A 19,157-nucleotide genomic window follows, 5' to 3' on the forward strand; every position below is an offset into this window, starting at 1 on the left:
GGCATCGGACATGGGCATGGACACGGATACCGACTTCATTGAGCTCGACAACGTCGAGAAAGTCTTCGACGTGCGCCGCAGGACGGGCTTCCTGCGGCGCAGTGAGCGCCGCGAGGTCCGCGCGGTCGACGGGATCAGCTTCCGCGTGCCGCGCGGCGAGATGGTCGGCTACATCGGCCCGAACGGCGCGGGCAAGTCGACCACCATCAAGATGCTGACCGGCATCCTCACCCCGAGCGGCGGCCGGCTGCGGGTCGCGGGCATCGACCCGTCCAGGGAGCGTACGAGGCTGGCGCACCGGATCGGTGTGGTCTTCGGCCAGCGCACCACGCTCTGGTGGGACCTGCCGCTGCGTGACTCGTACCGGCTGGTGCACCGGATGTACCGGATCCCGGACGCCCGCTTCCGGGAGAACCTGGACCGCTGCGTCGAACTCCTCGATCTGGGCGAGCTGTTGGACGTACCGGTGCGGCAGCTGTCGCTCGGGCAGCGGATGCGCGGCGACATCGCGGCGGCGCTGCTGCACGACCCGGAGGTGCTGTACCTGGACGAGCCGACGATCGGCCTCGATGTGGTCTCCAAGGCAAAGGTCCGTGGCTTCCTTCGCGATTTGAACGCCGAGCGGGGTACGACGGTGCTGCTCACCACCCATGATCTGACGGATATCGAGCAGCTCTGCCGGCGGGTGATGGTGATCGACCACGGCCGTCTGATGTACGACGGGGCGCTCGCAGGACTGCACGAGATCGGTGCGAGCGAACGCACCCTGGTCGTCGACCTGGAGCGGGAACTCCCGGCGATCCGGCTGGAGTCGGAGCCTTCGGTGCGTACGGTGAAGGTGGAGGGGCCGCGGCAGTGGCTGGCGTTCCCCGCGTCCGGATCGGCGGCTCCGCTGGTGGCGCGGATCGCCGCGGAGTATCCGCTGGTGGACCTGTCGGTGCGGGAGCCGGACATCGAGGCCGTGATCGCGAGGATGTACGCGTCGGCCGGCAGTGTGTAGAGGGATGTGAGACAGCGTCAATTGCCGCTGACAGCGGCGGGATCGGTGACGTGGGCGGATGCGTTCAATAGGCTGCGCGGTATGACGAGCGAACATCCGGACATGCGTGCTTCCGATGCCGAGCGTGAGCGTGTCGCAGAGGTACTGCGCGAGGCGGTGGCCGAGGGGCGGCTGCAGATGGAGGAGTTCGAGCAGCGGCTCGACGCGACCTACAAGGCTCGTACGCACGGCGAGTTGGAGCCGCTGGTCCGTGACCTTCCGGGGCCGGACGGGGTGGTGGCACCGGTGGGTCCGGGAAGCTCGCCCGCGCGGACGGGTTCGACGGGTGTCGACTGGGCGGCACGTGTCGGCGGCCCCGCCACCTCGACGGGGGCGTTCGCTTTCTGGGGCGGCTTCAGGCGCAAGGGCACATGGACGGTGGCCCGGAAGTTCACCGCGTTCGCGATGTGGGGCGGCGGTGAGATCGATCTGCGCGAGGCCCGCTTCGAGGACCGTGAGGTCGTCGTCCGCTGCTTCACGATCATGGGCGGGATGCAGGTGACGGTCCCGCCGGAGCTGGATGTCGAGGTCAGGGGCATCGGCATCATGGGCGGCTTCGGCGACCGGGCGTCGGGCGAGGGCATCCCCTCGCCGGGCTCGCCGAGGGTGCGGATCACCGGCTTCGCGCTGATGGGCGGGGTCGATGTGGAGCGCAAGCGGACGAAGGCGGAGAAGGAACGGGAGCGGGAGCGTGCCCGGCAGCTGAAGAAGGGCTCGGGGGAGGAGTAGGCCCGTACGGCGACGGGGGACACGGCGGTGCGCCCTGCAGGGCGCACCGGATGGGGGCCGGTGAGCCGGTCAGAGCTGGTCGGACGCAGGCCTGTTCTGATGCAGGGTCCGCAGATCCACCTGCTGTCCCAGCCGCAGATATCCGTTGTCGTTGAGATGCAGATGGTCGCCGCAGTCGAACTCCGGGAGGAGCCGGCTCGGCCGGTACGGGTCGCGTACCACCCGGTCGAAGTCGACGACCTCGTCGAAGATGCCACCCGCCCGGATCAGCGCGTTGACCTGTCTCCGTACGGCGTCCTCGGCAGGCGTCCAGGCGAGGGAACCCTCGAACGGCATCAGTGTGGCCCCGACGACGTGCAGCCCGCGGGCGTGGGCGCGCTCCGTCATGGCCCTGAGCGCGTCCGCGATCCGGTGCGGGTCCCGCTCCTGCGGGAACTGCTGCACGTCGTTGATGCCGAGCGCGATGATGACGGTCTTCACATCGGCGACGCCCAGCACATCCCGGTCGAAGCGGGCGCTCGCCCGCTGCCCGTACATCTGCCCGTAGCCCTGCCCGTCGCGCAGGATGCGGTTGCCTCCGATGCCCTGGTTGACCACCGCGTACCGGCCGCGAAGCCGGTCGGAGAGGACGTCGGGCCAGCGGCTGTTGGCATCGAGGGTCGAGCCGGTGCCCGCGGTCAGCGAGTCACCGATGGCGACGATCGCCCCTGCGGCCACCTTGTTGCGGACGTCCACGGCGGTGAGGTAGCGCCACAGGTTGCTGCGCCACGTGCCGTGTCCGTCCGCCACGTACGAGGTCTGGTGACTGTTCGGGTGGATGGTGACGGGGCCGTCGGCGGTGGGCGTGCGCAGGGTGACGACGAGGTCGGCGTCGGGGGCGACAGGGACGACGACCGGGTCGCTGACGACCTGTCCGCCCGCCGGGATCGTGACGGACGGGGCGCTGCGGAAGGAGACGGGCCGGGTGTTCACCGTGGCCTGATCGACGAGCAGCGGGCGCGTGCCGAAGAGGTTGGAGAGGGTGATGCGGGCCACGTCGCCGCCGATGCTGGTGTGCACGACATTACGGATGGTGCGCCGGGTCAGGTCGTCATCGGTGTACGTGTCCGCCACACCGGCTGTCGGAGCCGCGGCCCAGGTGCCGATCCAGACACCGGTGGAGTGGGCCGGCGCAGCGGGCGTCCGGGCCACCGACTCCGTGCCGACCTGCTTCGATCCGCCACCGGAGAACAGCGCGGATCCGGCGAACGCCACGATGGCGGCGAGCGCGGCGGTGCCCGCCACGAGGGCTGTGAGCAGGGCGGGTCCGTGGCGCCTGGGCATGGGCGGAGTGTCTCCTCGTGGTGGTGCGGGCTGATCTCATGATGAAGCAGGGCGCGGGGGAACTCGACATGCGGCCCGGGAGTAGGTCAGGTAGGGACAATGCGTACGGGGCACCGGGGCGATGCGTACGTGTACGCGGACGGGTGGAGCGGATGGAACGGATCGAGCGGACCAAGTCGGACGAGCCGGGCGGGGGACCGGTCGAACCCGCACGGGCACTGGGCGGCGCGGACGGGAGCTCCGGCACGGCAGCCTCCGCTCGCGTACACCACGCTCCCCTCGCCTCCTTCGCGTACACGGCTGCCGACGCGGAGAAGCGGCGTGGCGTACGCCGTATGAAAACCACGGCCACCGGCCTCCTCCTGCTTGTCGCGCTCGTGTACGTCCTCGCCACCTGGGCGAAGAACGCGGGTGTGGGCGGCTGGCCGGGCTTCGTCGCCGCGGCCGCCGAGGCGGGGATGGTGGGTGCGCTGGCCGACTGGTTCGCCGTCACGGCGCTGTTCAAACGTCCGCTCGGCCTGCCGATCCCGCACACCGCCATCATCCCTACCAAGAAGGACCAGCTCGGAGCCTCATTGGGTTCCTTCGTAGGGGAGAATTTTCTTTCGGGCGATGTCGTACGCGGCCGGATACACGCTCTCGGTATCGGCGGCCGGCTCGGCGCCTGGCTGGCGGAGCCGGACCACGCCGACCGGGTGACCGCCGAGCTGGCGACCGCGCTGCGCGGTGCGCTGACCGTCCTGCGCGACTCCGACGTACAGGCCGTGGTCGGTGAGGCGATCACCCGGCGGGCGGACGCGGTGGAGATCGGCCCCGGTCTCGGCAAGATGCTGGAGACGATCGTCGCGGACGGCGGCCACCGCAGGGTCGTGGATCTGATCTGCGTACGCGCGCACGACTGGCTGATCCTGCACGGTGACTCGGTGATGGATGCGGTGCAGGGCGGGGCGCCGGGCTGGACGCCACGGTTCGTCGACAAGCGGGTGGGGGAGCGGGTCTACAAGGAGCTGCTGCGGTTCGTGACCGAGATGCGGGACATGCCGGAGCATCCGGCGCGCTACGCGATCGACACGTTCCTGACGGACTTCGCCGCCGACCTCCAGACCGACTCGGACACCCGGGCGCGGGTGGAGCGGCTGAAGTCGGAGATCCTGGGGCGCCGCGAGGTCCAGGACGTCATCGCGTCGGCCTGGTCGTCCGTCCGCACGATGATCATCACGGCTGCGGAGGACGAGCGCAGCGAGCTGCGACTGCGGGCGCGCGCCTCGCTGATGTCGCTGGGGGCGCGGCTGGCGACGGACGGCCGGCTCCAGGCGAAGCTGGAGGGCTGGCTGGAGGACGCGGCGGTGTATGTCGTCACGACGTACCGCACGGAGATCACGTCGCTGATCAGTGACACGGTCGCGAGCTGGGACGCGGACCAGACGTCGAAGAAGATCGAGGCGCACATCGGCCGTGACCTGCAGTTCATCCGAATCAACGGCACGGTGGTGGGTGCGCTGGCGGGGCTGCTGATCTATACGGTGTCGCGGGCGTTCGGCGCGTGACGACACCCCTTGTGAGGGTTCCGGGTGCGTACCCGTCCTGTCGTACGGGTACGCACCCGGCTTACGCGGGGGAGTGGTCTTGAATACGGACCCCGGCGCACTCGCGTTCAGTGTTCCGCGGGCCTCTCGGGAAATATTTCTCAGGCGGCGCGGCGGGTGACCGCCCATGACGCGGCGGCGACCGTGCCCGCCACGGTGAAGACGGCCGGCCAGGCGCCGAGCTTCTTGGCCAGCGGGTGCGATCCGGCGAACGCGGCGACGTACGCCGTGGTCAGAGCGGTGGCCGCGCGGGGTCCGGCCTGCCGGTTCCACTCGTACGCGGCGACGGATCCCGCTGCGGCGAGCGCGACGCCGCCCAGCGGACGCTTCTTGGTCCAACGCGCGATCGCGTACCCGCCGACCAGTCCGCTCGCCGCCACTACCGCTGTCGGAACCTTCGCCATAGCCGCCACCTTCGTCTTCTCGCCGGCCGGTTCTTCTCGCTGTCCGGCTCTTCTCGGCTTCCGAGGCTAACGCGGCGGGCGGAGCTCGGGTTGCAGGAGGGGGTGTACATGCGTTTACCTTGAGGGTGAACGCATGTACACCCCCCTCAGGTTTCCGCCACCGTCACCACCGCCGAGCACCGTACGGAGAATGAATGTCCGCGGACCTATCCGCCCCCGACGGGGCAACCGGGCAGACCCGGACCCCGCACCACCCCCGCTTCGCCGTGGGCGTCCTCGCGTTCTGCGGCGTCGTGGTCGCGGTCATGCAGACGATCGTCGTCCCGCTTCTCCCGCACATCCCGGCTCTCACCGGCGCGACCCCCACGGCCGCGAGCTGGCTGGTCACCGTCACTCTCCTCACCGGCGCCGTCTTCACGCCCGTCCTGGGCCGGGTCGGCGACATGTACGGCAAGCGGCGGGTGCTCGTCGCGTCGCTTGCGGTCCTCGTGATGGGCTCGGTGCTGTGCGCGGTCAGTTCCCACATCGGCGTACTCATCACCGGCCGCGCCCTCCAGGGCGCCGCGCTCGCCGTCGTACCGCTGGGCATCAGCATCCTGCGCGACGAACTCCCGCCCGAGCGGGTCCTCTCCGCGGTCGCCCTGATGAGTTCGACGCTCGGCATCGGTGCGGCCGTCGGTCTGCCGGTCGCGGCGCTCGTCGTCGAGAACTTCGACTGGCACACCATGTTCTGGGTGTCGGGTGCGATCGGCCTCCTCGACATCGTGCTGGTGCTCTGCTGTGTACCGGAGTCCCCGCTGCGCACCCGCGGCCGCTTCGACGCCGTCGGCGCGCTGGGTCTGTCCGCGGCCCTGGTCTGCCTGCTGCTCGCGGTGACGCAGGGCGCCGACTGGGGCTGGACGTCGACGCGTACGGTCGGCCTGCTCGTCGCGGCCGTGGTGGTGGCGCTGCTCTGGGGCGCGTACGAGCTCCGCGTGCCGACACCCATGGTCGACCTGCGGGTCTCGGCCCGCCCGGCCGTCCTGCTCACCAACGTCGCCGCCCTGCTGATCGGCTTCGCCTTCTACGCGAACTCGCTGGTCACCGCGCAGATGGTGCAGGAGCCGAAGGCGACGGGCTACGGGCTCGGCGCCTCGCTCGTCGTCAGCGGGCTCTGCCTGCTGCCGGGCGGTGTGGCGATGGTGGCGCTCTCGCCGGTGTCGGCCCGGATCTCGGCGACGTACGGGCCGAAGGTCAGCCTGGCGCTGGCGGCGGGGATCATCGCCGTCGGCTATGTGGTGCGGTACTTCACCAGCCACAGCCTGTGGCTGATCATCGCCGGTGCGACGGTCGTCGCCTCGGGCACGGCCATCGCGTACTCGGCGCTGCCCGCCCTGGTGATGCGCGGGGTCCCGGTCAGCGAGACGGGTGCGGCCAACGGCCTCAACACGTTGATGAGGTCGATCGGACAGGCCTTCTGCAGTGCGACGGTGGCGGCGGTCCTCGCCAACATCACGTTCCAGGCCGGCGGCCGGACGGCCCCGACGCTCCACGCCTACCAGGCCGTCTTTCTGATCGCGGCGGGCGCGGCACTGCTGGCGCTGACGGTCACGCTGTTCCTGCCCGGCAGCCGTACACCTGAGACAGGTACGGTCGGGGAGAACCGCAACGACCGCAAGGGCGGTGCGCGGACGATCCCGATCGAGGAGAGCGCATGACCGGCAGCCGGGCCGCCGTTCCGGCCCCTTCGCCGTCCCCGGTCCCCGCCGACCAGGGCACGGGCCGGGACGCGATCCTGCGCGCGGCGCGGCGGGCGTTCACCCAGCGCCCGTACGCCGAGGTCACCATCCGGGGGATCGCCGCGGAGGCCGGGGTCAGCCCCTCCCTGGTCGTGAAGCACTTCGGCCGCAAGGAAGAACTCTTCAACACCGTCGCCGACTTCGGCCCGGACGCCGAGGAACTCTTCGACGCCCCGCTCGGCATGTTGGGCCGCCACATGGTGGTGACTCTCGTACGCCGTCGGCGCGAGCTGAAGTCGGACCCGCTCCTGCGCGTCGTGTTCTCCCTGGGCAACCAGGACGAACGCTCCTTGCTGCGCGACCGCTTCCATGAGCAGGTCACCGAGGCGCTGATCGCCCGCCTCCCCGGCCGTGAACGCACCCTGCGCGCCGAGTTGATCGCCGGCCACCTTCTCGGCCTCGGCGCCACACTGAGCCTGCACCGCGAGGGCGCGGGTTCACTGGCCACCCCCGAACACCTCGCCGATCTGTACGCGCCGGCGCTCCAGACCCTGATCACGGGCTGAGGCCGCCGGGCGTGGAGGGCCGACCGTGGCGGTATGGTCTGGGCCAATCGACGATGGGGGCCTCATGTCTGTCCGTACCACCCGTGCCCGTACCCGCATGCGTGCCACCGCCGGGCTGATCGTGCTGCTGGGCGCGTGTCTGATGGGCTGCAGCAGCGTCGAGACGTCGGACGGGCCCGGTGGCGACGTTCCGTACGTGGCGCCGTCGGCGAACGCGGCGGCCGCGTCCCGGGCGGCGCAGGCGCAGGCGGAAGCGGACGCCCAGGCGTCGGCCGATGCGGAGGACGCCGCCCGTATGTCCTCCGACAAGCCCGCGAGCAGGCCGGCGCAGGTCCGCGACGCGTTCGCCACCCTCCAGGCGACCCTGGACGACACCTGCATCGCGGGCACGGGCGACTGCGCCTATGTCCTGGGCCGGGTCCACGACGAACTGGCGGGCCTGGAGGCGTCGATGAAGGCGTATCCGAAGGACCCGGGGCACTTCAAGGAGCCCGTGGCCTGGATGACCACCCTGGACAGGACGCTGAGGGGCGACACCTCCACGGAGAACCTGGAGAAGCACCGCTCCGATCTGTTCGGCACGCGCGACCGCATCAACACGTGGATGCAGGGCCACCCGGAGGACTACCGCTGACGGAACCGCGTCGTTCAGGAGAGCCAGTCGGCGTAGTGGGTGGGGGCGATACGGGCGTCGCCCTTGGCGGTGAGGACGTCACCCCGGACGGCGGCGAACATGCCGGCGGTGTCGTCGGTGACGACAGTGCGGCCGTCGGGGCGGGCGTTCAGGGTCATCCGGCCGAGTTCGTCGAGAGGGAAGACGTCGGGCCCGGCAACGTTCAGGATGCCGTTCAGAGGGGTGCCGGCAGCGACTTCGGCGACAGCGTCGGAGACATCCTGGGCAGCGATCGGCTGGATCGGCGTAGGAGGCAGGCGGACGGTGTCGCCATCGGTGGTCATGGCCAGAACCGAATCCATGAACTCCATGAACTGAGTGGCGCGAACGATCGAGTAGGGGATCGACCCGGTCTTGAGGATGTTTTCCTGGAGGACCTTGGCCCGGTAGTAGTCGAGGTCCGGCACGTGTTCGATGCCAACGATCGACAGGATGACGACATGGCCCACCCCGCCCTTCCGGCAGGCGGCCAGGAGGTTGTCCATCGAGGTCTGGAAGAACGCAGGGGAGGCATCGTCGAAGGTCGGGGAATTCGTCAGGTTGACGACGACATCGACGCCGGCCACCGCCTCCTCCAGGCCCTGGCCGGTGATGATGTCGACACCGGTGGACAGCGAGTGCGGCACGACCTCGTGTCCCGCCGCTTTGAGCTTCTTCACGACTTGCGACCCGATCCGGCCGGTACCGCCCATTACTGCGAACTTCATGGGTCACCTTTCGTCGCGCACCACTGGGTGGCTCTCTGGAGCCCCGATGGCGCACTGGGGAGGGAAAGGGCGCTGACAGCGGATCCGAATCGGGACCGGTGCCCCTTCTTCGCTTCACTCTCCGGCAATGGGCCGACGATTTCTTCTTCACCGTGATGCGATCGCGCGGTGGGTCATCAGCCGTATGCCGGTCGATTCGCCGGCGTCCGGGAACCAGTTCACGTCGCGGCCCGGATGATCGCGGTCAGGCAGGCCGCGGAGCCCGCCGGTCCTTGCGCTGTGCCAGCTCCTCGTCATCGACCAGGGTAAGCATGGGCTGGCCCGGCGCGCACATCATCGTCACGAGGAAACGGCTCCGGGAGTCCGTTCGGTTGTTTCCGTCCTGATAGTGGATTACATCGCCGCCCGGCTCCCAAAAGGTTTCCCCGGCCTTGATCACACGCTCCGGCTCACCTTCGAGCTCGAAGAGCATCTCCCCCTCCAGCATGTAGCCGAATGCCGGCCCTGAATGCCGATGCGGAGGCGTGCCCGGGTCGCCCGGGGGGAATTCGATGAGAACGGTCATCGCCTCGGCCCCTTCCGGGATGAACGGCGGCTTGGCCGTCTGCAGCACGGTCAGCGCGGTCTTCCATGCTTCGGACCGTGGTTCCTGCTCCGTGTTCGCGGGCTCGTTGCTCGACATGGTGAAGCCTCCAGTGGCCTGGGCTGCACGGCTCAGTCTCGCACCGGCCCGTACGTGTCGCCTGTCGCCCGATGCACGGCTCGGGCACCGTCCCGGGCGCGTGTGACGTCGGCTCGGCGGGGCCGAGGCCTCCACCGGGTGCCATGGCATGTCGATCAGGATCATCGCGGGGAAACAGTGACCCGCATTGAGCCAGGAGCCTGACACCGTCGAGAGTCCTGGCGGGCCGGCCTGCTCGGGCGCGGCCGGGCCGGGCCGGGCCGGTCTCAGCCGGTGCAGGGGGCGACGACCCGGTCAGGATCCTCCGGCGTCGCGGATGGCCCTGATCTCCGGGTAGACCGGCTGCCACATGGCGCCCCGCACCAGCTTGCCGAAGCCGTCGTCGACCTCCGTGCGCGCGACGCCGTCGCGGGCCGCGGCGCGGCCGACCGCTCCCGCCACCGCAGCGGAGGTCGCGCGCAGCGCAGCGGGCAGCGGGAGGACGGGCGCGCCCGGCGTACCCCCGTCGACCTGTCCGGCCACCGCGTGGGCGGCGGCGACGAGCATGCCGTCGGTGACACGGGTGGCGCGGGCGAGGATGGCACCCAGGCCCAGCCCGGGAAAGATCAGCGCGTTGTTCGCCTGACCGATCAGATACGTCACGCCCCGGTACTCGACCGGTTCGAAGGGGCTGCCGGTGGCCACCAGCGCCCGCCCGTCGGTCCATTTCAGCAGGTCGGCTGGGGTGGCCTCGGCCAGCGGTGTCGGATTGGACATCGGCAGGATGACCGGCCGCCGGGTGTGGGCGGCCATCTCCCGTACGACCTGCTCGGTGAAGGCACCGCCCTGCCCGGAGGTGCCGATCAGCACCGTCGGCCGGACCCGGCGGACCACCTCGGCGAGGGCGACGCCGCCGTGCTGCGCCTCCCGTTCCCAGCCGGCCACCTCGGCCACCGGACGGGCGTAGCGGATCTGGGCGTCGCGCAGGCCGTCCTGGTCGTCGGTCAGCAGGCCGTACCGGTCCACGGCCCAGAAGCGGCGGTCGGCCTCCTCCTCCGGCAGCCCGTCGGCCACCAGGGCGTCGCGGAACTGGTCGGCGATGCCCGTGCCGGCGCTTCCGGCGCCGAAGACGACGATGCGGTGGTCGGTCATCGCCATGCCGCTGGCCTTCGTCGCTGACAGCACGGCGGCGAGATTGACGGCCCCGGTGCCCTGGACGTCGTCGTTGAAGGTGAACACCCGGTCGCGGTAGTGGTCCAGGATGCGGCGGGCGTTGGCGGTGCCGAAGTCCTCCCAGTGCAGCAGCGCGTCGGGGAAGAGCTTGTTCGCGGTGGTCACGTACGCGTCGATGAAGGCGTCGTACGCCTTTTCGTCCACGCGCGGATGGCGGTTGCCCAGGTAGAGGGGGTCCTCCAGCAGTTGCTGCCGATTGGTGCCGACATCCAGCATGACTGCGAGCGTGCGGTTGGGATCGACCCCGCCGGCCGCGGTGTAGACGGCGAGCTTGCCCTCGGAGATGTCGATGCCGCCGACGCCCCAGTCGCCGATGCCCAGGATCGCCTCACCGTCCGTCGCCACGATCAGGTCGACGTCGCCGGCCCCGAGACCGGAGCCGCGCAGCGCGTCCTCGATCTCCTCGGGGGCGTTCACGGAGAGATAGATTCCGTGCGGGCGGCGGAACTCGTAGCTGTAGCGCTGGATCGCGGTGCCGACGGTCGGGGTGTAGACGATCGGCAGCATCTCGCCGAGGTGGTCGCCGACGAGCCGGTAGAACAGCACCTCGTTGCGGTCGCGCAGACCGGTCAGATAGACGTTCTTGGCGAGGTCGCTGGGCTGCGAACGGTACTGCGCGTAGGCGCGCACCGCCTGCTGGTCCTGGGTGAGGGTCTGCGACGGCACCAGACCCACCAGGCCCAGTGTCGCGCGTTCCTCCGGGGTGAAGGCGGTGCCGCGGTTGAGCCGTGGATCGGCGAGTACGGCCCGGCCCGTCGCGGTGGTCTCGAAGCGGTGTTCCCCGGCGATCCACTGGGTGCCCATGAGCGGTCTCCCGTCCTCGGCCCTCGTCGGCGCGGTCGGATTCTGGGGTACGCGGGGATGCAGGTGACCTCCTTGATCAGCGGATCCAGAAGGACAGGAGGCATGTGAGGCATGTGCGTGTGCCTGAAAAGTCGTCCATGGGCATGCCTCCGTGGGTTCCGGCCCGCGCATTGCCATGTTCCATCGGCTCACCCCAATGGCGCCACTGGAGAAAGCCGGACGTCCATCGGCGACATCTTGCTTCCCCTTGAGGGTCGACCAAGCCGGCATTCGATCGGCCTTGGACGACTCCGGCAGAGCCGACCGGGACCGGTTTTCCGAGTGCAAAGAGCAGTACACGTCGACCACCGAGGGGGTGGTGGTTGCTCGGTGACCTTGGCGGGGCGGTTGGATAGAGGCCTTCAATCGGGCGATAAGGAGATGCTCTTGGACGGGCGTTGGTCGCCGACGTCAGGATGCTGGGCGTGATCCCCCGTCTTCACGGACGACGAGCCGCCGTGGGCCGGAAGCGGGGATAGTTCCCAGGAGTTCCCGTGCTGATTCCGTGTGCCCAGCAGGTTTGTGCCCCGCCCGGCAGTCCAGAGATCGCTGCGCCTCCTGTCCGCCTGACCCGGACGCACGCTGCGGGGCGGCTGGGCGGCTCTGCGGCCATCCGTCTCCCGTCCGGACAAGAATGTCGCATTCGTGGCATATGACGCGCCCGGGATGCCGAAAGCCTTGGATGTCTCAACCCACCCACCGAAGCGGCCTCCGATTCGCTGGTGGAAATCCGACGAGCCGCAACTGCCCCCGCGCACGGTCGCGTCGGCGGCCATCACTACGTCGGTCGGATTGGCCTTGTTGGTGGCCGTGGGGGCCCTCACGCACCAGACGGTGCTTGTACCGCCGCTCGCGGCCACGATGGCGATCGTCACCGCGACTCCCGGCTCGCCTCTAGCGCAGCCCCGCCATGTCATCGGCGGCCACATGCTGTCCTGCCTTGTCTGCTTCACGGTGCTGGCCCTCGGCTGGCACGGCCCTTGGGCCGCTGTCGTGGCCTGCGGCATCGCCTGCGGACTTGTGCTCGCGCTCAAGGCGGCCCATCCACCAGCCATGGCGACCGCCGTCATGATCATGCTCACCGACCCGCCTGCTACCCGCTTCGTACCCCTGCTGGCCGCCGGCGCGGTGCTGCTCGTCATGGTGCAGATGGTCTCCGCCCGTCTGCAGCGAGAGGTCTATCCCACCTCCTGGTGGTGAGCTGACGCGGTCGTGAACCGGCGAGGAGGTGACCCGCGTGCGCCTCTGAGGCACCCCGTACCCGGAGCTGCCTGCGGAGCAGATGAGCCGCCTGGCCATCGACCCGGATCCGCACGTCCGGCATCTCCTGGCCCACAACCACCCGCTCGCGCCGCCCGAGCTCCTCCTCGAAGCGTTCATTGCCGGCCCCCGTCAGCGCCCGTACCTCCCGATCCACCCCGGTCTGCCGCGCATCGGTCTGAACGCGCTCCTCGATCACCAAGATCCTTGAGTCCGCGCTCGCGGCTGCCGACGCGACCCTGGACGAACCGCCTGTCGCCATGCTCTCCGACCCCGATGCGCGCGTCCGCCGGGCCGCCGGCGCCGGCCCGCTGCTCCCGCCGGATCTGACAGCGGCACTCCTGCAGGCCCGGAGGCCGCGGAAGCAGCAGCGAGCAATCCGAGCCTGCCCGCCGAGCGCCTTCACGAGCTGCTCGACCTGGCCGGAATTCCTCGAAGTCAGCGCCCCGCCTCACCTTGAGTGCCACCTGCGGATCCCGCCTCCTTGCGTGAACCAGTTTGAAACTTTCTCAGTTCAAGCTATTGCGCGCACCACCACGCCCCCTTACGTTCATCGGCGATCACAGACTGGCCGATCTTCTCGATGGTTTGACCTTGCCCGAAAGGGACTCTCATGCCCCGTGCATCTGCCCGGACGGCGCGGCTCGGCGCCGCGCTGCTCACCACTTTGGCCGTTCTGTTGAGCGTGACGCCGACGGCCTCGGCGACCAGCGCTGTGTGGGGGCGGGGAGGCCGACCACCGGTCGGGGAGTCGCGCAATCCGGCGCCGAAGGTCGTTCCCGCTCTGCGTGAATGGTCCGGAGGCCAAGGAACGCTGGCCCTGGGACAGGGCTCGCGGATCGTGGTGGACGACGACAACGAGAAGACGCTGACCGATGAGGCACGGACCCTTCGCGATGAGCTGGCCGAGGTCGCCGGGCTCGATGTGCCCATGGTGTCGGCCTCACACCCGCGCGACGGCGACATCTTTCTGTCCGTGCAGGGTGCCGACCGGGAACTCGGCCCGGAGGGGTACGCACTGGATGTCGGCAATGTGGCCGTCATACGTGCCAACGACGACACCGGCGTGTTCTACGGCACGCAGACCCTGCTGCAGGCCCTGAGGACGACACCGGGCCACCGGGCCCTGCCGCGGGGCGAAGCGCGTGACTGGCCGAAGCAGCGCGAGCGCGGGTACCTGCTGGATGCGGGGCGCAAGTACTACTCCCCGGACTTCGTCGTGCAGACGATCCGGGAGATGTCGTACCTGCGGCTGAACACGCTGCAGTTGCATCTGAGTGACCACAACGCGTTCCGGCTGGTCAGCGAACGTCACCCGTGGCTCGCCGCCCCGCAGGCGTACACGAGGGCGGACATCCGGCGGTTCGAGGCCGCGGCCCGCACGTACCACGTGACGCTCATTCCCGAGATCGAGATGCCGTCGCACGCTTCGGCGATCCTCAAAGGCAGGCCCGACCTGGCCTTCCCGTGTCAGGCGCTGTCCGGCGGAACTCTGGATGTGACCAACCCGGAGGCGCGGAAGTTCACCGCGGGGCTGATCGAGGAGTTCGCCCCGCTCTTCTCCGGGCCGGAATTCCACATCGCCACCGACGAATATGCCCGCCAGGCCGAACAGGAAAAGTGCCCGCAACTCGTGAAGTACGCGAAGGAGCACGGGTTCGGTTCCACCGCGGATGTCTTCGTGGACTACATCAACGAGATGAACAAGGTCGTGCGCTCTCAGGGCAAGCGCATGGTGATCTGGAACTGGTGGGACGTCGACCAGACCCCCACCATCCACCCGGACAAGAACATCAAGGTCGAGGCCTGGACCACGGGCGGGGAGACGAGCGAGGACCACAGCCCGCAGAAGTACCTCGACCAGGGCTACGAGGTGGTGGTCTCCGCGAGTGACACGCTCTATGTCACTCCGGGATTCCCGCTGCTGCCGGATGCGAAGTACCTCTACGAGAAGTGGACACCGCAGCAACACCCCCGCCTGTCCGGGTATCTGATCTCGGTGTGGTCGGACAACGCGATCACTCGCCCCGACAGTTATTTCGACGCCTATCTGCGGCGGCCGCGGGAGGTCCTGGCCGACCGGCTCTGGGGCGGCCCGCGGGACGGCACGGTGGAAGACTTCTTCGCCCGGGCCGATGCCATCGGTACGCCGCCCGGCGTGCCCGAGTACGCGCTGCCCGGCAGGCTGACCGGCACCCCGTACGGGACAAGTCCGGCCTGGGACCACTCTTCCAGCACCTTCGACAAGGCCTTCGACAGCGAGCCGGGCACCAATTTCCTCTACGCCGAACCCAGTGGCGGCTACACCGGCATCGACCTCGGCGCCGACCACGCCTCCAGGGTCTCGCTGGTCCGGTTCTTCCCCGGTGCCAATGACACGGAGCTCGACCGGATGACGGGCGGCCGGTTCGAGGGCTGCACCGACGGGCCGGCCGACGGGTGCCGGACGCTGGCGACCGTGAAGGACCGGCCGGAGTTCGGCTGGAACGAACTCGCCGTGGACAACCCTGCCCGTTTCCGCTGGCTGCGCTACGTCAGCCCCGATGACGGTTACAGCAGCGTCGCCGAGATCGAGTTCATCGCGCCCCCCGGCGGCAGTGACCACGTCAGCGTCGAGGGACCCTCCGAGCTGCGTCAACTCGGTCACAACCGGGTGGTCACGAGCTATCGCAACAACAGCGACCACCCGCTTCACGACGTCCGGCTCAGCCTCGCCGCCGAATCCACCCAGGATCGGACCACCCGTCAGGTGCGAGCACTGGATGCCTCACGATTCGCCGCCGTGAAGCCGGGCCAGACAGTCTCGACCCGCTGGAAGGTCACCGTCCCGCTCGATGCGGCGACCGGGACCTACCACCTCGTCGGGCGGGCCGGCTACCAGGACCAGCAGGGCAAGGGCGAGCCCCGCCACGAGAGTGTCGGCTTCACCCGCTCGACGCTCGGCCAGGCACTGACCGCACGTCTCGGTCCCGAGGCCGTCGGTCTCGATGCGGGCGATTCCGCCGGCACGCAGCTGCAGGTCACCAACCATGCCGCGGCGACCGTCGAGGTCGCCTGGAACGAGGTGCGGTCTCCCACTGCCAACCCGGGCTACACGATCCGCGCGGCAACCGGCACGGTCAGGGTCCCCCCGGGCGGCACGACGTCTGCCCACCTCACGGCCACGGCGTCCGGCAACGCCGACGGCCCCACACCCCCCTTGCGCCTGGATCTCACGGCCAGCTCCGCAGGGCAGCCCGAGATCCGGGCCGGCTCGGTGGAACTGCGCATTCACAGCCGCCTCCACCCCTACCTGTCCGACCTCGACTGGTCCGAGGCGACGAGCGAGTGGGACGTCGTGACGCGGGACACGTACGTCGGCAGCAGCGATCCCATGACGCTGAACGGTGTGCGATATCAGAAGGGCCTCGGTGCAGCGGGCAATTCGAAGGTCTCATTCGAGCTGGGGAAGAAGTGCTCGCGGCTGACGGCGACGATCGGGATCGACGATGCCGCGGACTCCTCGACGGACGGCGGCACGTCGCACTTCTTCGTCTTCGTCGACGGCAAGAAGGTCTACGAGAGCGGGCTCATCACCCGGGAGACCGTGAAGGATGTGGACGTGGACGTCACCGGCGCGGACACCCTCAGTCTGGTGACCGACAACGCCGGGGACGGTTTCGATCACGACGCCGTCGACTGGGCGGACGCCCTCGTGCATTGCTCCTGACGGCGTGGCCCAGTGCCCTGAGCCAGACATTCCTCGGCAGGAGGTGGCGACCTTGTCGAGGACCTCATCGGCGGTCGGGTGGCAAGACGTTCCGGGGCCGGGGCGACAAGACGCGGTTCCGTATGTTCTGGCTGGCCACGCGGTACTAGGCACGGCCTGAACACCTCAATGAGAGCGGCCCGCCGGTCTTCGGACCGGCGGGCCGTGCCGCGTCGGCCGGTGTCAGCCCGCGTTCGTCAACTCCCAGACGGACACGGTCTTCCGGTCCTCGGACACCGTGTACCAGGTGCCGTTCCCCGCCATTCGGGCCGGTCCTGTGACCGGGTGAGGGTAGGTGATCCCGCCGCGCAGGGTCATGTCGCCTGTGGACACCAGCCAGTGCCGGGCCGGGCCGTGTCCCGCGTCGCTCCCCGCCGTGCTCGCGACGACGGTGTCCTCGTCCATGAAGGCCGCTTCGAAGTCCCAGTACACCCGTCCGCCGTCCTGGTGCCCAGGTACGGTGCCCTCCGCGTCCAGGTCTCGCAGGATCGCACCGCCGTCGGCAGCGTGCAGATAGAGGGCGTCCTGTCCGACGTCGGTGGCCAGGAGGTGGCGGCCCGACGGGCTCACGTCGAGCAGCACCGTCTCGTCGTCAATCTTGTGGACGGCCAGGGCCTTGCCGTCCCAGCGGCCCCACAGCGCGGGCGACCCCTCCTCGCCCTCGCCGATGCTCAGGCCCATCTGCGCCGGGTCGGGGTGGGGGGTGTGATGCGAGCCCGAGGCGAAGGTGCCGGTGTCCGCATGGGCCAGGACGCGGCCGTCCGACGCGTCGAGGACGAGCCAGAGTTCGTCCTCGGCTTCGCTGTCACCGTCCGCCGCCAGGGGGCCTCGCACGTGCGCCCAGAGGAGCTTGCCGTCGCTGGAGAAGGCGGCCGAGCCGCTGTCGGGCGCGGCATGCTCGTCGTCGTAGGCGTACTCTGCGAACTCCTCGTGCATGTGCGGGCGTTCACCGGCCCAGCAGGCGTGCCGGACCTCCCAGCGGGTGGCCCCGGAGGCGTCGACGCAGCGTACCGCGTGCGTCCCGCAGTACACGGCCGTGTCACCGTCCGGGGAGACCGTGACGGTCCCGAAGTCGCGGGGCCAGGGGGCGGGAAAGCGGGTCACGGTACCCAACTCATAGTCAAGGGACACGAGTTCGGTGTCTGCACGCTGCACCACCAGCCTGCGCCCGGCTTCGTACAGCACTTCGGGGACGTCGGCGGTGTCTGGGTCCAGCGGAGTGCGGACGGTGGCGGTGAGACGGGCGGCGAGCACGGAGTCCTCCGGCGGGCGAGGCGGTCTGATCAGACGCCGACGCAGATGGCTGCATCGACTCGGACGGGCTCTTGGGAACACCCCATCCTGACCGGTCTCGCCCCGATCCGCCATGATCTTCATCAGTGATCACGAGCGGGCAGGCGGGGAAGGCATTGGCCACGGTGGCAGCCGTGGCCGGTTGAACTGGACGATGAGGTGCGGGTGTACGGAGCTGGTCAGCACACTGCGGGTGGGAAGCTGCGTTGCGCACCTTGATCTGCTCTCTGCGGGTCCTGGTCGCGCAACCGGACCGCCTGGCCGGCGTCATCGGCATGGACACCGTCGACCTCGGAATCGTCCCCCTCCGCGGAACGGTGAAGGTCCCTCCGGTCGACGGCTTCTGGAGCTTCGACGGTCGCCTCGTGATCACTGAGGACTGGCACGCCGAGCTGTGGCTCGACGACGCGGACGCCCTCGCCACGTAGCCGCAGGTGCGGCAGACCCTGAGCGAATCCGCCGTGTTCGGAGCCGAGGCGCAACACGCGATCGCTCAGGTGCGCCGGAGCCTCGGCGCTCGCTGACTATGGGCGCCACGCTCGATCGGATGCCGACCTGCTGGGTGCGCAGAGAAACAACGAGCCGTGTCCACCCGCTGCGGCTTACGGCTATGTGGGGCCTGCAGGGTTGCTTGGAGTCCCGTACGTCGGCCGTCGATTGGAGGTCAGCAACCTCGACGCACTCCGTGTCGCTGCCACCGCTACGACTGTTCTTCCGCCACTTGGGGACGACGAGAGGCCGATCCATCATGAGCACCCATGCTTGCGACTGAAGGGAGTCGGTGCGCGCAGACCTGGCACTGGAGACCTTTCCTATGAGGCAGCGCGGAGGCAACCCTCACAGGAGGTGGGTCTATCACGCGCCGAGCTGCTGATGTCGTACGGCGGTGAGGAACCCCGCCCACGAGGCGCTGCCGAACGTCAGCGTCGGACCGTCAGGGGACTTCGAGTCGCGGACCGCGATGGCCTGTGGGAGGTGGGCGGCTTCAACGCACTCAGTTGTGTTCGCACCGCTGTAGGACGATTTGAACCAGCTGAGAGGCCTGTGGGAGTGAGGAACCGAATGCATTACATCTCCTCGCGAACGCGCTCGATCAAGGCCGACGACGTGGCCATGTCCAACGCTTGTGCACGCAGGTAGTCGAACGCAAGTCTGTATCGGTCGAGTTCCTCGTCCTTCTCCATGAAGAGCGAGCCGACATGCAGGTCGACGTACACGACGTCCAAGCTTGTCTCGACCCCGCCGAGAATCACGAAACTTCCCAAGGCCGCGCCGTGAGCGCCCTTGGAGAACGGCAGGATCTGCAAGGTGATGTGTTGCGAGTCGTTGGCTTCCAGCAGGTGACCCAGTTGATCGCGCATGATTCGGGGGAAC

The 19,157-nt window shown here is 69.3% G+C and carries 19 protein-coding genes; 10 read left to right on the top strand and 9 right to left on the bottom strand.

Annotation, left to right across the window (positions count from 1 at the left end; all coding sequences use genetic code 11):
- The first annotated feature begins 10 nt into the window (after positions 1 to 10).
- Together ACWCP8_RS17175 and ACWCP8_RS17180 are read left to right on the top strand one after the other, a co-directional pair.
- The gene (locus ACWCP8_RS17175) at positions 11 to 1,000 is read left to right on the top strand and encodes an ABC transporter ATP-binding protein (RefSeq protein WP_451116652.1); all 990 of its coding nucleotides are present in this window, start codon (positions 11 to 13) and stop codon (positions 998 to 1,000) included.
- A gap of 102 nt (positions 1,001 to 1,102) precedes the next feature.
- Positions 1,103 to 1,768: a DUF1707 SHOCT-like domain-containing protein gene (locus tag ACWCP8_RS17180; protein ID WP_451116654.1), complete on the top strand. Its 666-nt coding sequence runs from the start codon at positions 1,103 to 1,105 to the stop codon at positions 1,766 to 1,768.
- Between the two features lie 69 nt (positions 1,769 to 1,837).
- On the opposite strand, the gene ACWCP8_RS17185 is transcribed toward ACWCP8_RS17180, so the two are convergent.
- On the bottom strand, positions 1,838 to 3,091 hold the full coding sequence (locus ACWCP8_RS17185) for an SGNH/GDSL hydrolase family protein (protein WP_352262556.1): 1,254 nt from the start codon (positions 3,089 to 3,091) through the stop codon (positions 1,838 to 1,840).
- 152 nt (positions 3,092 to 3,243) lie between these two features.
- Here ACWCP8_RS17185 and ACWCP8_RS17190 point away from each other — a divergent pair, with 152 nt between their 5' ends.
- Positions 3,244 to 4,638, top strand: a complete 1,395-nt coding sequence (locus ACWCP8_RS17190; RefSeq protein ID WP_352262554.1) for a DUF445 domain-containing protein — start codon at positions 3,244 to 3,246, stop codon at positions 4,636 to 4,638.
- Positions 4,639 to 4,778: 140 nt separating this feature from the next.
- Here ACWCP8_RS17190 and ACWCP8_RS17195 read toward each other — a convergent pair whose 3' ends face one another.
- Positions 4,779 to 5,081: a hypothetical protein gene (locus tag ACWCP8_RS17195; protein ID WP_451116657.1), complete on the bottom strand. Its 303-nt coding sequence runs from the start codon at positions 5,079 to 5,081 to the stop codon at positions 4,779 to 4,781.
- Positions 5,082 to 5,275: 194 nt separating this feature from the next.
- Between ACWCP8_RS17195 and ACWCP8_RS17200 the strand changes: the two genes are divergently transcribed.
- The 3 genes from ACWCP8_RS17200 (at position 5,276) to ACWCP8_RS17210 (ending at position 7,999) form a co-directional block, all read left to right on the top strand.
- Positions 5,276 to 6,778 (top strand): MFS transporter, encoded by a 1,503-nt coding sequence (locus ACWCP8_RS17200; RefSeq protein ID WP_451116659.1) that lies wholly within the window; start codon positions 5,276 to 5,278, stop codon positions 6,776 to 6,778.
- The gene (locus ACWCP8_RS17205; RefSeq protein WP_451116661.1) at positions 6,775 to 7,365 is read left to right on the top strand and encodes a TetR/AcrR family transcriptional regulator; all 591 of its coding nucleotides are present in this window, start codon (positions 6,775 to 6,777) and stop codon (positions 7,363 to 7,365) included. The genes ACWCP8_RS17200 and ACWCP8_RS17205 overlap by 4 nt, the downstream gene beginning before the upstream one ends.
- A 64-nt stretch (positions 7,366 to 7,429) precedes the next feature.
- The gene (locus ACWCP8_RS17210) at positions 7,430 to 7,999 is read left to right on the top strand and encodes a hypothetical protein (RefSeq protein ID WP_451116663.1); all 570 of its coding nucleotides are present in this window, start codon (positions 7,430 to 7,432) and stop codon (positions 7,997 to 7,999) included.
- Between the two features lie 14 nt (positions 8,000 to 8,013).
- On the opposite strand, the gene ACWCP8_RS17215 is transcribed toward ACWCP8_RS17210, so the two are convergent.
- The 3 genes from ACWCP8_RS17215 to ACWCP8_RS17225 all read right to left on the bottom strand — a co-directional run bounded on the left by ACWCP8_RS17215 (position 8,014) and on the right by ACWCP8_RS17225 (position 11,443).
- Positions 8,014 to 8,745: an SDR family oxidoreductase gene (locus tag ACWCP8_RS17215; protein ID WP_352262545.1), complete on the bottom strand. Its 732-nt coding sequence runs from the start codon at positions 8,743 to 8,745 to the stop codon at positions 8,014 to 8,016.
- Positions 8,746 to 8,989: 244 nt separating this feature from the next.
- A complete protein-coding gene (locus ACWCP8_RS17220; RefSeq protein WP_352262543.1) occupies positions 8,990 to 9,427 on the bottom strand; it encodes a cupin domain-containing protein in 438 nt (145 codons plus the stop codon).
- A gap of 294 nt (positions 9,428 to 9,721) precedes the next feature.
- Entirely contained in the window at positions 9,722 to 11,443 is a 1,722-nt protein-coding gene (locus ACWCP8_RS17225; RefSeq protein ID WP_451116666.1) for an NAD-dependent malic enzyme, read from the bottom strand.
- A gap of 705 nt (positions 11,444 to 12,148) precedes the next feature.
- Between ACWCP8_RS17225 and ACWCP8_RS17230 the strand changes: the two genes are divergently transcribed.
- The 3 genes from ACWCP8_RS17230 to ACWCP8_RS17240 all read left to right on the top strand — a co-directional run bounded on the left by ACWCP8_RS17230 (position 12,149) and on the right by ACWCP8_RS17240 (position 16,451).
- Positions 12,149 to 12,682, top strand: coding sequence for an HPP family protein (locus ACWCP8_RS17230; protein ID WP_451116939.1), 534 nt, complete (start codon positions 12,149 to 12,151; stop codon positions 12,680 to 12,682).
- Positions 12,683 to 12,764: 82 nt separating this feature from the next.
- A complete protein-coding gene (locus ACWCP8_RS17235) occupies positions 12,765 to 12,953 on the top strand; it encodes a hypothetical protein (protein WP_451116668.1) in 189 nt (62 codons plus the stop codon).
- A 402-nt stretch (positions 12,954 to 13,355) separates the two neighbouring features.
- Positions 13,356 to 16,451 (top strand): family 20 glycosylhydrolase, encoded by a 3,096-nt coding sequence (locus tag ACWCP8_RS17240; RefSeq protein ID WP_451116670.1) that lies wholly within the window; start codon positions 13,356 to 13,358, stop codon positions 16,449 to 16,451.
- Between the two features lie 222 nt (positions 16,452 to 16,673).
- Here ACWCP8_RS17240 and ACWCP8_RS17245 read toward each other — a convergent pair whose 3' ends face one another.
- Positions 16,674 to 17,744 (bottom strand): hypothetical protein, encoded by a 1,071-nt coding sequence (locus ACWCP8_RS17245; RefSeq protein WP_451116672.1) that lies wholly within the window; start codon positions 17,742 to 17,744, stop codon positions 16,674 to 16,676.
- Between the two features lie 245 nt (positions 17,745 to 17,989).
- On the opposite strand from ACWCP8_RS17245, the gene ACWCP8_RS17250 reads away from it, so the two are divergent.
- Entirely contained in the window at positions 17,990 to 18,211 is a 222-nt protein-coding gene (locus tag ACWCP8_RS17250; protein WP_451116674.1) for a hypothetical protein, read from the top strand.
- Here the strand turns inward: ACWCP8_RS17250 and ACWCP8_RS17255 are convergent.
- The 3 genes from ACWCP8_RS17255 to ACWCP8_RS17265 form a co-directional block, all read right to left on the bottom strand.
- Positions 18,153 to 18,533 carry a DUF397 domain-containing protein gene (locus ACWCP8_RS17255; protein WP_451116941.1) on the bottom strand — a complete coding sequence of 127 codons (381 nt, stop codon included), beginning with the start codon at positions 18,531 to 18,533 and terminating at the stop codon, positions 18,153 to 18,155. The two genes, ACWCP8_RS17250 and ACWCP8_RS17255, sit on opposite strands and share 59 nt — an antisense overlap.
- 105 nt (positions 18,534 to 18,638) lie before the next feature.
- A complete protein-coding gene (locus tag ACWCP8_RS17260) occupies positions 18,639 to 18,851 on the bottom strand; it encodes a DUF397 domain-containing protein (RefSeq protein WP_451116676.1) in 213 nt (70 codons plus the stop codon).
- On the bottom strand, positions 18,851 to 19,157 hold a 307-nt coding region (locus ACWCP8_RS17265), incomplete at its 5' end, for a DUF5753 domain-containing protein (protein WP_451116678.1). The genes ACWCP8_RS17260 and ACWCP8_RS17265, both read right to left, overlap by 1 nt.

It is taken from the genome of Streptomyces sp. NPDC002206 (assembly GCF_053593595.1).